This is a genomic window from Thermocrispum agreste DSM 44070 (assembly GCF_000427905.1).
GTDB classification, from domain to species: domain Bacteria; phylum Actinomycetota; class Actinomycetes; order Mycobacteriales; family Pseudonocardiaceae; genus Thermocrispum; species Thermocrispum agreste.
The window spans coordinates 805159-818352 of record NZ_KE386604.1; the positions used below are offsets into that span (position 1 = coordinate 805159).

Here is a 13194-nt window from a genome sequence, read left to right on the forward strand (position 1 = left end):
ATGACCATCCCCGACTTCACCCGTGTCGACCTCGGGTGCCCCGAGCCGGCCGGCACCGACCAGTGGGCGGCGGCGGTGCAGGCCGCGACCGGCAAGGGTCCGGACGCGCTGACCTGGGAAACCCCCGAGGGCATCGAGATCAAACCGCTCTACGACGCCTCGGACACTGCCGAGCTGGACTTCCTCGGCACCTACCCCGGCATCGCCCCGTACCTGCGCGGCCCGTACCCGACGATGTACGTCACGCAGCCGTGGACGATCCGCCAGTACGCCGGGTTCTCCACCGCAGAGGAGTCCAACGCGTTCTACCGTCGCAACCTGGCCGCCGGGCAGAAGGGCCTCAGCGTCGCCTTCGACCTGGCCACCCACCGCGGCTACGACTCCGACCACCCCAGGGTGGCCGGTGACGTCGGCATGGCGGGCGTGGCGATCGACTCCATCTATGACATGCGGCAGCTGTTCGACGGCATCCCGCTGGACAAGATGTCGGTGTCGATGACCATGAACGGCGCCGTGCTGCCGGTGATGGCGCTGTACGTGGTGGCGGCGGAAGAACAAGGGGTCAAGCCGGAGCAGCTGACCGGGACCATCCAGAACGACATCCTCAAGGAGTTCATGGTCCGCAACACCTACATCTACCCGCCCCAGCCGTCGATGCGGATCATCTCCGACATCTTCGCCTTCACCTCGCAGCACATGCCGCGGTTCAACTCCATCTCGATCAGCGGCTACCACATGCAGGAGGCCGGGGCGACCGCGGACCTGGAGCTGGCCTACACGCTCGCCGACGGCGTCGAGTACATCCGCGCCGGCCTGGCCGCCGGGCTGGACATCGACAAGTTCGCTCCCCGGCTGTCGTTCTTCTGGGCGATCGGCATGAACTTCTTCATGGAGGTCGCCAAGATGCGGGCGGCCCGGCTGCTGTGGGCGAAGCTGGTCAAGCAGTTCGACCCGAAGTCGCCCAAATCGCTCAGCCTGCGCACGCACTGCCAGACCTCCGGCTGGTCGCTGACCGCCCAGGACGTCTACAACAACGTGATCCGCACCTGCGTGGAGGCCATGGCCGCCACCCAAGGCCACACCCAGTCGCTGCACACCAACGCGCTGGACGAAGCGCTGGCGCTGCCCACCGACTTCTCCGCGCGCATCGCCCGCAACACCCAGTTGCTGCTGCAGCAGGAATCCGGCACCACCAGGGTGATCGACCCGTGGGGCGGATCGGCGTTCGTGGAGCGGCTGACCTACGACCTGGCCCGCAAGGCGTGGGGGCACATCACCGAGGTCGAGCAGGCGGGCGGCATGGCCAAGGCCATCGACGAGGGCATCCCCAAACTGCGCATCGAGGAAGCCGCCGCGCGCACCCAGGCCCGCATCGACTCCGGCAGGCAGCCGGTCATCGGGGTGAACAAGTACCGGGTCGACCAGGACGAGGAGATCGAGGTCCTCAAGGTGGACAACGCCGGTGTGCGGGCCCAGCAGCTGGCCAAGCTGGAGCGGCTGCGCGCCGAGCGGGACCAGGAGGAGGTCGACCGCACCCTGCACGCGCTGACCCGCGCCGCCGAATCCGGCGGCAACCTGCTGGCCGCGGCCATCGACGCGGCGCGGGCCAAGGCCACGGTGGGGGAGATCTCGGCCGCCCTGGAGAAAGTCTGGGGCAGGCATTCCGGACAGATTCGTACGATCTCCGGTGTGTACCGGCACGAGGTCGGCGACGCGCCGAACGTGGAGACGGTCAGGGAGAAGGTCGAGCAGTTCGCGGCCGCCGAAGGACGCAGGCCGCGCATCCTGGTCGCCAAGATGGGCCAGGACGGCCACGACCGCGGCCAGAAGGTGATCGCCACCGCGTTCGCCGACCTGGGCTTCGACGTCGACGTCGGCCCGTTGTTCTCCACTCCGGCCGAGGTGGCCAGGCAGGCGGTCGAGTCCGACGTGCACATCGTCGGGGTGTCCTCGCTGGCCGCCGGGCACCTCACCCTGGTGCCCGCGCTGCGGGAGGAACTGACCGCACTCGGCAGGGACGACATCATGATCGTGGTGGGCGGCGTCATCCCGCCGCAGGATCACGACGCCCTGCGCGAGGCAGGGGCCGCGGCGATCTTCCCGCCGGGCACGGTGATCGCCGACGCGGCGGTCGACCTGCTCGACAAGCTCGCCGCCCAGCTGCACGCGGAGTAGTCCGACAGAGTCCGACACGGGTCGACGCGGAAACGGAAGTGGGCTTGCCTATGGCTGCGCGCCGCGCCATCGACGTCGCCGAGTACGCCAAGGGCGTGCGCGCCGGCGATCGTGGGATGCTGTCCCGGGCGATCACCCTGGTCGAATCCACCAGGGCGGATCACCGGCAGAAGGCGCACGAGCTGCTGCAGGAGCTGCTGCCGCACTCCGGCGGCGCGCATCGGGTGGGCATCAGCGGCGTGCCCGGGGTGGGCAAGTCCACGTTCATCGAGGCGCTCGGCACCAAGCTGACCGGCGCCGGGCACAAGGTCGCGGTGCTGGCCGTGGACCCGTCGTCGACCAGGACCGGCGGCAGCATCCTGGGGGACAAGACCCGCATGGCCAAGCTGGCCAACGACCCGGCGGCGTTCATCCGGCCGTCGCCGAACGCGGGCACGCTGGGCGGGGTGGCCCGCGCCACCCGGGAGTCCATCGTGCTGATGGAAGCCGCGGGCTACGACGTGGTGCTGGTGGAGACGGTGGGCGTCGGGCAGTCCGAGGTCACCGTGGCCAACATGGTCGACACGTTCCTCTACCTGACCCTGGCCCGCACCGGAGACCAGCTACAGGGCATCAAGCGCGGCATCCTCGAACTGGCCGACGTGATCGCGGTGAACAAGGCCGACGGCGAGCACGAACCGGACGCCCGCAAGGCCGCCAGGGAGCTGTCCGGAGCGATGCGCATGCTGTTCGGCAAGGGCGCGCCGTGGATCCCGCCGGTGCTCACCTGCAGCGGCCTGACCGGTGCCGGGCTGGACAAGGTGTGGGAGAAGGTCGTCGAGCACCACACCCGGCTGCGGGACTCCGGCGAGCTGGTGGCCAAGCGCGGCAGGCAGCAGGTCGACTGGACCTGGTCGATCGTGCGGGAGCAGCTGCTGGCCCGGCTGACCGAGCGGCCCGCGGTCCGCAAGGTCGCCCAGGAGGTCGAAGAGCTGGTACGCGCGGGTGAGATGACGGCGAGTCTCGCGGCGCAACGCATTCTGGACGCCGTCGACGAGTAAGTTTGTCACCCATGACGGTTAGCGGTGGTGACTCAGAGCAGCCGCCTCGCCCCGAGGAAGGCATGACCCGGCCAGATGCAGGCAGCCGACCGCCGGAGGCCGCGCAGCAGCCCGCAGCGGGTGAGCGGGCGCCGATCCAGCCACCGAAGCCGTCCGCGCCGCAGCCGGTGCAGGCACCGGGTGGTGGCAAGGAACGGCGCAGCATCAACAAGCTGCGGGTGGCCGGCTACGCGCTGCTGGTGGTCGCCGTGCTCGCGGCGCTGGTGCCGATCCTCGGCCTGGCCTCGGATCAGCAGTCGTCGAGTTCCCAGGCGGCCAGGCAAGCGGCCGAGCAGACCACGACGACCACCACTCGATCGAAGGAAAAAACGGAGAAATCCGCGACCCGCAAACCCCGGGCGAGCACGTCCGCCACGCGCTCCAAGCCGGCCTCCAGCACGACCCGGAAATCGCGCGAACCCGCCGCCGACACCGCAGGTCTGGGCCCGATCATCACCGACGAGGCCACCGAGCGTGCAGAGGCCGAACAGGCCAGGCGTAAACTGATAGTCGGCGGTGTCGCCGTCGGCCTGCTGCTGATCGTGTTGTGGGGCCGCCGGGTACGAGCCGCGAAGAGCAAGCAGTAACTCTTCACCGCGGCGCGAGCGACGACCGACGACAGCGGGACCGAAATCCGGTCACCGCTTGCCGCAGGAACCCAACCGCCGGGCTAGGCGTCTCACCTGCAAGGACGTGGTTCGATCCCGTGTCCGGCAGGATTAGGCTCACGCGCAGTCGCATTGTGTGAGTCGTTTCCGGTCTGCGGTCCGTGCATGTGTTGGTACCTCTTGCGGCGGCGCACGTCCTGCGGTCGACCCAGCTTGGAGGTGAGTTATGACGACGACGTCCCCGCACCCGCGCTCGGCAGGCCGTCGCCTTGAGCGCGTCGAGGCGGACGTCCTCGAGTCGATGCCCGATGCTGGGGGTCGCGACGACAACCCCATCGGGGAACCCACCATCACCGACGAGCGTCTCGACGGGCTGATCACCCCGGACGGCGTCACCATGGCTGATGTGGAAGACCTCGGTGCGGGCCGCGGCCCCGACTGGCTCGACGGGTGGCTCGAGCGGCACGCGGCGGACGTCGTCGCGTGGCGTCGTCACATTCACGCCAACCCCGAGCTGGCGCGCCGCGAGTACGGCACCACCGAGCTCGTCGTGCGGCACCTGCGCTCGCTCGGCCTCAAGCCGGAGGTGCTGCCGCTGGGCACCGGCGTGGTGTGCGACATCGGCACCGGGGAGAAGTGCGTGGCGCTGCGCGCGGACATGGACGCGCTGCCGATCACCGAAGCGACCGGTCTGCCGTACTCGTCGTCCGTCGACGGTGTGGCGCACGCCTGCGGGCACGACGCGCACACCGCGATCCTCATGGCCGCCGGGGCGGCGCTGGCCGCCGCGCCCGAGCTGCCCGGCCGGGTGCGGCTGATCTTCCAGCCCGCCGAGGAGGTCATGCCGGGCGGCGCGCTGGACGCCATCGAGGCGGGCGTGCTCAACGGCGTGGACCGGATCTTCGGCCTGCACTGCGACCCGCGGCTGCCGGTCGGCCAGGTCGGTGTCCGGGTCGGCGCCATCACGTCGGCGGCGGACCTGCTGGAGCTGCGGTTGACCTCACCGGGCGGGCACACGTCCCGGCCGCACCTGACCGCGGACCTGGTGCACGCGCTCGGCACGGTCATCACGAACCTGCCCGCGGTGATCTCCCGCCGGGTGGACCCGCGTTCCGGCACGATCCTGGTGTGGGGCGCGGTGCACGCCGGGGAGGCGGCGAACGCGGTGCCGGAGGAGGGTGTGCTGCTCGGCACGCTGCGCACCGCCGACCACGACGTCTGGCTGAAGATGGAGTCGCTGGTCAACCCGGCCGTGGAGTCGCTGCTGGCGCCCACCGGCGTCGGGTTCACGCTGAACTACCGCCGCGGCGTGCCGCCGGTGGTGTGTGACGCGGAGAGCACGGCGTACCTGTCGGCTGGCGTGGACGCCGCGCTGGGCGAGGGTGGCCTGACCTCCACCGAGCAGTCCTCCGGTGGGGAGGACTTCGGCTGGTACCTCGAGCACGCCCCCGGAGCGTTCGCGCGGCTGGGGGTGTGGGACGGCAAGGGCCCGCAGCGCGACCTGCACCAGGGGACGTTCGTGCTGGACGAGCGGGCACTGTTGACCGGCACCAGGGTGATGGTGCACACGGCGCTGTCCGCGCTGGCCGGTAGCAGGGACTAGGGACCCGGTCGGCCTGCCGGAAGCTGGTGTGCGCCGGGTGCGGATCGGTCTGCCAGGTCGGCACCGGCGGGCACTCCGGTGGTGTCGGACACGCGCAGGTGATGCGAAGACGTGAAAGCGGCCGCCTCGGTCACCGGGGCGGCCGTTGTCATGCCCGAGTCACGGGCCGGTGCCCGTGCGTGAGTCACCAGCCGGTGCCTTGCTCGTACCGGTTCACGGACCGATGCCTTTGCAGGGCCGGGTGCGCAGGTCGTTGACGTAATCCGCAGGCGCGCCCGCCGCCTCTGCGGCGTCGGCCAGCACCCCGAGGTACCTGGCCGAGGGCAGGCCCCCCTCGTAGGCGTCCAGCACGTAGAGCCAGGCCAGAACCGGTCCGTCCAGCGTCTGCACCCGCAGGCGGATCTTGGTGTGCAGACCGAGCTCGCCGCCCTCCCAGCTGTCCAGCTGCCGCTCGTCGGTCTCGCACACGTCGTAGAGCACGACGAACACGCGCGAGTCGGGGTCGGGCACGATGGTGGCCAGCGCGCCTTCCCAGCCGAGATCCTCACCACCGAAGGTGAGGCGCCAGCCCTCGATCCACCCGGTCCCGGCCATGGGGGAATGAGGTGCGCGCTCCATCATCTGCGCGGGATCCATGTTGGACCCGTACGCGGCGTAGAGAGGCACGCCCGAGATAGTAACCTCCGACGCGAGGCGAAGCGGTGAGGAGGCAACCTGGTGGCGACCATCGTGATCATGGGCGGAGGGCCTGCAGGCTACGAGGCCGCATTGGTGGCCGCGCAGCTGGGGGCTGATGTCACGGTGATCGAGCGGGACGGCCTCGGCGGGGCGTGCGTGCTCTACGACTGCGTGCCGTCGAAGACGTTCCTCGCTTCGTCGGGAGCGCGCGCGGGGCTGCACCGGATGGGCGAGCTGGGCATCGACCTGGACACGCACTCGGCCGGCGTGGATCTGCGCAAGGTGCACGGCCGCGTGAAGGGGCTGGCGCTGGCCCAGTCGGCGGACATCCGGGCCCGGCTGCAGCGCGAGGGCGTGCGCGTGATCATGGGCACCGCCCGGTTCTGCGATCCGGAACCCGGCCTGGCCGAGCACCACATCGAGGTCATCGAGCATTCCGGCGCCCGGCAGGTGCTCAAGGCGGACGTCGCGCTCATCGCCACCGGCTCGACGCCGCGGGTCCTGCCGGGGGCCGAGCCGGACGGCGAACGCATCCTCACCTGGCGGCAGATCTACGACCTGCCGGAGCTGCCCGAGCACCTGATCGTGGTCGGCTCCGGGGTGACCGGCGCGGAGTTCGCCTCCGCCTACCTGGAGCTCGGCGTGCGGGTCACCGTGGTGTCCAGCCGCGACCGCATCCTGCCGCACGAGGACGCGGACGCCGCGGTGGTGCTCGAGGAGGTCTTCAACCAGCGTGGCGCCACGCTGGTCAAGCGAGCCAGGGCGGACCGAGTGGAGCGCACCGAGAAGGGCGTGCGAGTTCACCTGACCGACGGACGCACGATCGAGGGAAGCCATGCGCTGATGACCGTCGGGTCGGTGCCCAACACCTCCGACATCGGATTGGAGACGGTCGGTATCGAGCCGGACGAGCGCGGCTACATCACCGTCGACCGGGTGTCCCGCACCAGCGTGGCCGGCATCTACGCCGCGGGGGACTGCACCGGGGTGCTGCAGCTGGCGTCCGTGGCCAGCATGCAGGGGCGTATCGCCATGTGGCATGCGCTCGGCGAAGGCGTCTCGCCGATCAAGCTCAAGACGGTGGCGGCGAACGTGTTCACCCACCCGGAGATCGCCACGGTCGGCATCGGGCAAGCGGCCATCGACTCGGGCGAGGTGCCCGCACGCACGATCATGCTGCCGCTGGCCACCAACGCCAGGGCGAAGATGGAAGGCCTGCGCCGCGGTTTCGTCAAGCTGTTCTGCCGCCCGGCCACCGGTGTGGTGATCGGCGGCGTCGTGGTCGCACCGGGGGCCAGTGAGCTGATCCTGCCGATCGCGCTGGCGGTGCAGAACCAGCTCACCGTCGAGTCGATCGCCACCACGTTCTCGGTGTATCCGTCGCTGACCGGATCGATCACCGAGGCCGGTCGGCGCCTGATGCGGCACGACGATCTGGACTAGCGCGCCCGGGCGTCAGGACACCCGCAGTGAGCGGGTCACCGCGGACAGTTCGTCCCTGCTCAGCTCTTCGGCCTCGAGCCAGAAGGGTCCTTGGCCGCGTTCGACGAAGATCACGGTGTAGCTGGTGGAGCGGCACTCGTTGGTGCATTCCAGGTAGCCCACGGTGAACTGGTGCCCGCGGCCGGCCGGGGTCGCCACCCGCTGTGTCCGTTCGGGCAACTGCTCGCTGCTGGTCCACGAGGGATAGCGCCGGTTGACCGCCTCCCGGTCCGGGCAGGCCTGCCCTCCGGCGGGCACCATGGCCACGGTCAGTCGCTTCCACGGGCTGTCCTTGTCCAGCTTGCCCCACGTGTAGCGGTGCGCCGGGCACTCCGGGTCGTCTTCCTCCAGCGACCCGTCCCCGAAGTACCCCGGGATCCGGAGGGTGAAGGTCACGTCCTCGAAGGTGACGTCGACCGGGTTCGTGGCGTCCCGCGGTGGGGCCGGCGTCGAGGTGGACGTCGTCGGTTGCGGCGGGGTCGGAGCCGGTGTCCCTGGCGTCTGGCACCCGCTGACGACCAGGGCGGCCAGCAGCGCCGTGGCAACCGTGCTCCATCGCGCTCGTGTCATGTCGATATTCGACGATGCCGGGACGCGCCCGGTTTCGCACGGGATGTTCCCGCTCGACGACGGTACCGTGAAGGCATGAACGCGACGGGATCCACCGCACCCTCGGGGCGACTGGGAGTCGACGAGCGAGCAGAGAACTGGCGGCGGCTGGGCGAGGAAGAGTTCGACGTCCTGGTCATCGGTGGCGGCGTGGTCGGCGCGGGCACCGCGTTGGACGCCGCCACCAGGGGCCTGCGTGTGGCCCTGGTGGAGGCCAGGGACCTGGCGTCGGGCACGTCCAGCCGGTCGAGCAAGCTTTTCCACGGTGGCCTGCGTTACCTGGAGCAGCTGGAGTTCGGGCTGGTGCGGGAGGCGCTGCGGGAGCGCGAGCTCATGCTCACCCGCATCGCGCCGCACCTGGTCAAGCCGGTGTCGTTCCTCTACCCGCTGACGCACCGGGTCTGGGAGAGGCCCTACACCGCGACCGGCTTGTTCCTCTACGACCGGATGGGCGGCGCCAAGTCGGTGCCCGGTCAGCAGCACTTGACCAGGGCGGGAGCGCTGCGCATGGTGCCCGCGCTGCGGCGAGACAAGCTGGTCGGCGGCATCCGGTACTTCGATGCGCAAGCCGACGACGCCCGGCACACGCTGACCGTGGCGCGGACGGCGGCGCAGTACGGCGCGGTCATCCGCACGTCGACCCAGGTGGTCGACTTCCTGCACGAGTCGGACCGGGTGTCCGGTGTGCGGGTGCGTGACGTGGAGACCGGTGAGGAGACCGACGTCCAGGCGGGCGTGGTCGTCAACTGCGCGGGTGTGTGGACCGACCAGGTGCTGCAGATGTCCGGCAGCCGGGGCCGCTTCCGGGTACGGGCGTCCAAGGGCGTGCACATCGTGGTGCCCCGGGAGAAGATCGTCTCGGATTCCGGGGTCATCCTGCGCACGCCGACGTCGGTGCTGTTCATCATCCCGTGGAAGGGTCACTGGATCATCGGCACCACGGACACCGACTGGCATCTCGACCTGGCGCACCCGGCGGCCACCGCCAAGGACATCGCCTACATCCTGGACCAGGTCAACTCGGTGCTGAACACCCCGCTGACCACCGACGACATCGAAGGCGTCTACGCCGGGCTGCGGCCGCTGCTGGCCGGGGAGTCGGAGCAGACGTCGAAGCTGTCCCGGGAGCACGCGGTGGCGCGGACGGCGCCGGGGTTGGTGGCCATCGCGGGCGGCAAGTACACCACGTACCGGGTGATGGCGGCCGACGCCGTCGACGCGGCCGCGAACGAGCTGCCGATCCGGGTTCAGTCGTCGATCACCGACAAGGTGCCGCTGCTCGGCGCGGACGGCTACCACGCGCTGGTCAACCAGGCCGATCAGCTGGCCGTGCGGCACGGCCTGCACCCGTACCGGGTCCGGCACCTGCTGGACCGCTACGGGTCGCTGATCTACGAGGTGCTGGATCTGGCCAACGGCCGGCCCGACCTGTTGCGGCCGATCGCCGAAGCACCCGACTACCTGCGGGTGGAAGCGGTGTACGCGGTGACCCACGAAGGCGCGCTGCACCTGGAGGACGTGCTGGCCCGCCGGACGCGGATCTCGATCGAGTACCCGCACCGGGGTACGGCCTGCGCGGACGAGGTGGCCGAGCTGATCGCGGAGCCCCTCGGTTGGTCGCAGCAGACGATCAAGCGCGAGGTCGAGCTGTACAACGCGCGGGTCACCGCCGAGCGGGAGGCGCAGCAGCAGCCGGACGACGAAGCAGCCGACAAGCGGCGGCGTGCCGCGCCGGATGTGCGGGCCGGGGTGGTGGTTCCGGCCGGTTGATGGCTGGCTGGCGGCCGCGGGGTAGTGGTTGCTGCGTGGTGTGCTGGTGGTCGTGCGGTGTTGGGCTGGTGGGTTGTCGACGAGGTGGCCTGCCAGCGGGCGGTGCCGGGTGTGCGGGCTGGGGTGGCAGCCCCGGCCGGTTGATGGCCGGCCGCGGGGGATCAGCGCCCGGGTGCTGCTTCCTGCGCGCCGCTGGTGATCGTCCAGCGCTGCGCCGGCAGGCCGTCGACGCCGGTCGTCGTGCCGGTGTAGGTGAACCCGCACCGGGCGGCGAGCGCAGCCGAGGCGGTGTTGTCCTCGTCGCAGACGTAGTCGATGCGGGCCAGCTCCAGCGCGCCGAAACCGAACCGCACGGCGGCCGAAAGCGCCGCTGCGCCGACGCCACGCTTGCGCGTGACCGGATGGACCCAGATCGCCGCCTCCGGCGGCGAAAGGGCGGACGGGTGCAGGTTCTTCAACCCGACCTCGCCGAGCAGGAACCCGGTCGTCGGCTCCGCGATCGCCCAGGACGCGCGCTGGTTCAGCTTCCATTCCCTGGCCCGGGTCGCGATGTAGTCGCCCGCCTCGTCGATGGTCTCGATCCGGTACGCGCGCACGAACCGGCGCATCGCCGGGTCGGAAAACGCCTTCACCAGCGCGGGCCGGTCGTCCAGCCGGTCGTCGGCGCGGAAGGCGCGCAGGTAGCAGGTACCCGCGTTGATCTCCACCGGTTCCATGTGCCGCCTTTCAGCCCTGCCGTCTGTCAGCGATACCCCTGTTTGCCGATCGCCCTGATCACGATGATGGTGACGGCGGGCAGCAGGAAGACCGGCCAGAAACCCCGCGCCACGAAGAAGAACAGCACCACGGCGACGATGGCCGCGATCGGCACCGCGGACGTCACGAAGCGGTCGGCGAGCCCGCGCGGCCGCGAGGCGGCGGGCGGTGCGGTGCGCTCCGGCTCCGGCAGCTTGCTGACCAGCACTTCCGGATGCGGATCCGGCAGATCGCGGAAGATCGGCACCAGGTCGCCGCGCGTCTTGGCGGCCACGATCTGCGCGGATCGTTCGCCGTACTCGTCGATGTCCAGCCGCCCGTTGGCCATGTGGACGTTCAACGCCTCCAAGGCCTGCTCACGTTCGGCGTCGCTGATCCGCAACTCCGGCCTGTCCGGGTTCACACCATCGATCGTACGGGCCCCGGCGCCGCCTTGGCTGCACCGATTCCGCCGCCGCACCGCACAGGCCGGCCGTTCGCGCACTCAGTCCTTGATCTCGAACAGCACCTGACCCTGGCTGACCGTGTCGCCGACCGCGCAGCTCAGGCCGGTCACCGTGCCCGCCTTGTGCGCGGTCACCGGGTTCTCCATCTTCATCGCCTCGAGCACCACCACCAGCTCGCCCGCCTCGACCTGCTGGCCGTCCTGCACCGGCAGCTTGACGATCGTGCCCTGCATCGGCGCGGTGACCGCGTCACCGGAGACCGCGGCCTTCTTGCCGCCGCCACGCTTGCGCGGCTTCGTGCGCTGACCAGCCGCGGTGGGGCCGCCGCCGACGGCCAGCCCGGCCGGGAGCGAGACCTCCAGCCGGCGCCCGCCGACCTCCACGACGATGGTCTGCCGCTCGCCCTCGTCCGCGGCGTCCTCGGTCCCTTCGCCGTCCGCGGTGAACGGCTCGACCGTGTTGTTCCACTCGGTCTCGATCCACCGGGTGTGCACGGCGAAACCGTCCTCGGCGGTGAAGGCCGGGTCACGGACGATCAGCCGATGGAACGGCAGCACCGTGGCCATGCCCTCCACCTGCATCTCGTCCAGCGCCCGGCGGCTGCGCTCCAGCGCGTTCTGCCGGTCGGAACCGGTGACGATCACCTTGGCCAGCAGCGAGTCGAACTGCCCGCCGATGACCGTGCCTTCCTCGATCCCGGTGTCCACCCGCACGCCGGGACCGCTGGGCAGCCGCAGCTTGGTCACCGTGCCGGGGGCGGGCAGGAAGTTCCGCCCGGCGTCCTCGCCGTTGATGCGGAACTCGATGCTGTGGCCGCGCGGCTGCGGGTCCTCGGTGAAGCGCAGCTTCTCGCCGGCGGCGATGCGGAACTGTTCCCGCACCAGGTCGATGCCGGTGGTTTCCTCCGACACCGGGTGTTCGACCTGCAACCGGGTGTTGACCTCGAGGAACGAGATCACACCGTCCCGGCCCACCAGGTACTCCACCGTGCCCGCGCCCCAGTAGCCCGCCTCGCGGCAGATGGCCTTGGCGCTGCTGTGGATCTTCTCCCGCTGCTCGTCGGTCAGAAACGGCGCGGGCGCCTCCTCGACCAGCTTCTGATGCCTTCGCTGCAGCGAGCAGTCCCGGGTGCCGACCACGATGACGTTGCCGTGCTGGTCGGCCAGCACCTGCGCTTCCACGTGCCGCGGCTTGTCCAGGTAGCGCTCGACGAAGCACTCGCCGCGGCCGAACGCCGCGACCGCCTCCCTGGTCGCCGACTCGAACAGCTCGGGGATCTCGTCCAGGGTGCGGGCCACCTTGAGCCCACGGCCGCCGCCGCCGAACGCCGCCTTGATGGCCACCGGGAGCCCGTGCTCCTCGGCGAACGCCACCACCTCGTCCGGGCCGCTCACCGGGTCCTTGGTGCCCGGCACCAGCGGCGCGCCGGCCCTCATGGCGATCTGCCGGGCGGTGACCTTGTCCCCCAGCGCACGGATCGCCTGCGGTGACGGGCCGATCCAGGTCAGGCCCGCGTCGATGACGGCCTGCGCGAAGTCCGCGTTCTCCGACAGGAAGCCGTAGCCGGGGTGGACCGCGTCGGCGCCGGACCGCTTGGCGACGTCGAGCAGCTTCTCGACTACCAGATAGGTCTCCGCGGCGGTGCTTCCGCCAAGTGCGAACGCTTCGTCTGCCAGCCGGACGAACGGCGCGTCGCGGTCCGGGTCGGCGTAGACCGCGACCGATGCCAATCCCGCGTCCCGTGCGGCGCGGATGACCCGCACGGCGATTTCGCCCCGGTTCGCGACGAGCACCTTGGTGACCGGGCCGGCGAGACCCGGTCGCGTGCTGGCTGTGCTCTGCGGCACGCCTACCTCCTGCAACGTTGCGCCGGCCGCTCACCGGAGCAGCCGGTTGGTGGCCTGCGTGCAGTGTACGGATCCCTGCGCCCGTCGTGGCTGTAAGACGGCTCACGCTCAGGCGAGCGTGCATTCCGGACCGCAGGCTTG

General features: G+C 70.6%; 11 protein-coding genes. 6 read left to right on the top strand and 5 right to left on the bottom strand.

The genetic code is table 11. The features are described from left to right. The 4 genes from scpA to YWY_RS0118645 all read left to right on the top strand — a co-directional run bounded on the left by scpA (position 1) and on the right by YWY_RS0118645 (position 5465). Entirely contained in the window at positions 1-2175 is a 2175-nt protein-coding gene (gene scpA, locus YWY_RS0118630) for a methylmalonyl-CoA mutase (RefSeq protein WP_028848856.1), read from the top strand. A 50-nt stretch (positions 2176-2225) separates the two neighbouring features. Continuing rightward, complete coding sequence (gene meaB, locus YWY_RS0118635; protein ID WP_038045536.1) at positions 2226-3215, top strand: methylmalonyl Co-A mutase-associated GTPase MeaB; 990 nt, start codon at positions 2226-2228, stop codon at positions 3213-3215. A 62-nt stretch (positions 3216-3277) separates the two neighbouring features. Next, positions 3278-3841 (top strand): hypothetical protein, encoded by a 564-nt coding sequence (locus YWY_RS0118640; RefSeq protein WP_156899356.1) that lies wholly within the window; start codon positions 3278-3280, stop codon positions 3839-3841. 322 nt (positions 3842-4163) lie between these two features. Next, positions 4164-5465, top strand: a complete 1302-nt coding sequence (locus tag YWY_RS0118645) for an amidohydrolase (RefSeq protein ID WP_028848859.1) — start codon at positions 4164-4166, stop codon at positions 5463-5465. Positions 5466-5678: 213 nt separating this feature from the next. Here YWY_RS0118645 and YWY_RS0118650 read toward each other — a convergent pair whose 3' ends face one another. Beyond that, complete coding sequence (locus YWY_RS0118650) at positions 5679-6131, bottom strand: gamma-glutamylcyclotransferase family protein (protein ID WP_028848860.1); 453 nt, start codon at positions 6129-6131, stop codon at positions 5679-5681. A gap of 51 nt (positions 6132-6182) precedes the next feature. On the opposite strand from YWY_RS0118650, the gene YWY_RS0118655 reads away from it, so the two are divergent. Then, positions 6183-7586 carry an NAD(P)H-quinone dehydrogenase gene (locus YWY_RS0118655; RefSeq protein ID WP_156899358.1) on the top strand — a complete coding sequence of 468 codons (1404 nt, stop codon included), beginning with the start codon at positions 6183-6185 and terminating at the stop codon, positions 7584-7586. A 12-nt stretch (positions 7587-7598) separates the two neighbouring features. On the opposite strand, the gene YWY_RS0118660 is transcribed toward YWY_RS0118655, so the two are convergent. Next, positions 7599-8195: a hypothetical protein gene (locus YWY_RS0118660; RefSeq protein ID WP_156899360.1), complete on the bottom strand. Its 597-nt coding sequence runs from the start codon at positions 8193-8195 to the stop codon at positions 7599-7601. Positions 8196-8270: 75 nt separating this feature from the next. Between YWY_RS0118660 and glpD the strand changes: the two genes are divergently transcribed. Further along, positions 8271-10004 carry a glycerol-3-phosphate dehydrogenase gene (gene glpD, locus YWY_RS0118670; RefSeq protein ID WP_051310418.1) on the top strand — a complete coding sequence of 578 codons (1734 nt, stop codon included), beginning with the start codon at positions 8271-8273 and terminating at the stop codon, positions 10002-10004. Positions 10005-10165: 161 nt separating this feature from the next. On the opposite strand, the gene YWY_RS22845 is transcribed toward glpD, so the two are convergent. The 3 genes from YWY_RS22845 to YWY_RS0118685 form a co-directional block, all read right to left on the bottom strand. Next, positions 10166-10720 (bottom strand): GNAT family N-acetyltransferase, encoded by a 555-nt coding sequence (locus tag YWY_RS22845; RefSeq protein WP_084609356.1) that lies wholly within the window; start codon positions 10718-10720, stop codon positions 10166-10168. Between the two features lie 26 nt (positions 10721-10746). Continuing rightward, complete coding sequence (locus YWY_RS0118680) at positions 10747-11163, bottom strand: DUF1707 SHOCT-like domain-containing protein (RefSeq protein ID WP_038045537.1); 417 nt, start codon at positions 11161-11163, stop codon at positions 10747-10749. Between the two features lie 81 nt (positions 11164-11244). After that, positions 11245-13053 (bottom strand): acetyl/propionyl/methylcrotonyl-CoA carboxylase subunit alpha, encoded by a 1809-nt coding sequence (locus tag YWY_RS0118685; RefSeq protein ID WP_028848866.1) that lies wholly within the window; start codon positions 13051-13053, stop codon positions 11245-11247. Positions 13054-13194: the final 141 nt, after the last annotated feature.

What these genes read in the sequence shown, in the direction of transcription:
- scpA (WP_028848856.1), top strand. Translation starts at nt 1, where the DNA reads ATGACCATCCCCGACTTCACCCGTGTCGACCTCGGGTGCCCCGAGCCG.
- meaB (WP_038045536.1), top strand. Translation starts at nt 2,226, where the DNA reads ATGGCTGCGCGCCGCGCCATCGACGTCGCCGAGTACGCCAAGGGCGTG.
- YWY_RS0118640 (WP_156899356.1), top strand. Translation starts at nt 3,278, where the DNA reads ATGACCCGGCCAGATGCAGGCAGCCGACCGCCGGAGGCCGCGCAGCAG.
- YWY_RS0118645 (WP_028848859.1), top strand. Translation starts at nt 4,164, where the DNA reads ATGCCCGATGCTGGGGGTCGCGACGACAACCCCATCGGGGAACCCACC.
- YWY_RS0118660 (WP_156899360.1), bottom strand. Translation starts at nt 8,195, where the DNA reads ATGACACGAGCGCGATGGAGCACGGTTGCCACGGCGCTGCTGGCCGCC.
- glpD (WP_051310418.1), top strand. Translation starts at nt 8,271, where the DNA reads ATGAACGCGACGGGATCCACCGCACCCTCGGGGCGACTGGGAGTCGAC.
- YWY_RS22845 (WP_084609356.1), bottom strand. Translation starts at nt 10,720, where the DNA reads ATGGAACCGGTGGAGATCAACGCGGGTACCTGCTACCTGCGCGCCTTC.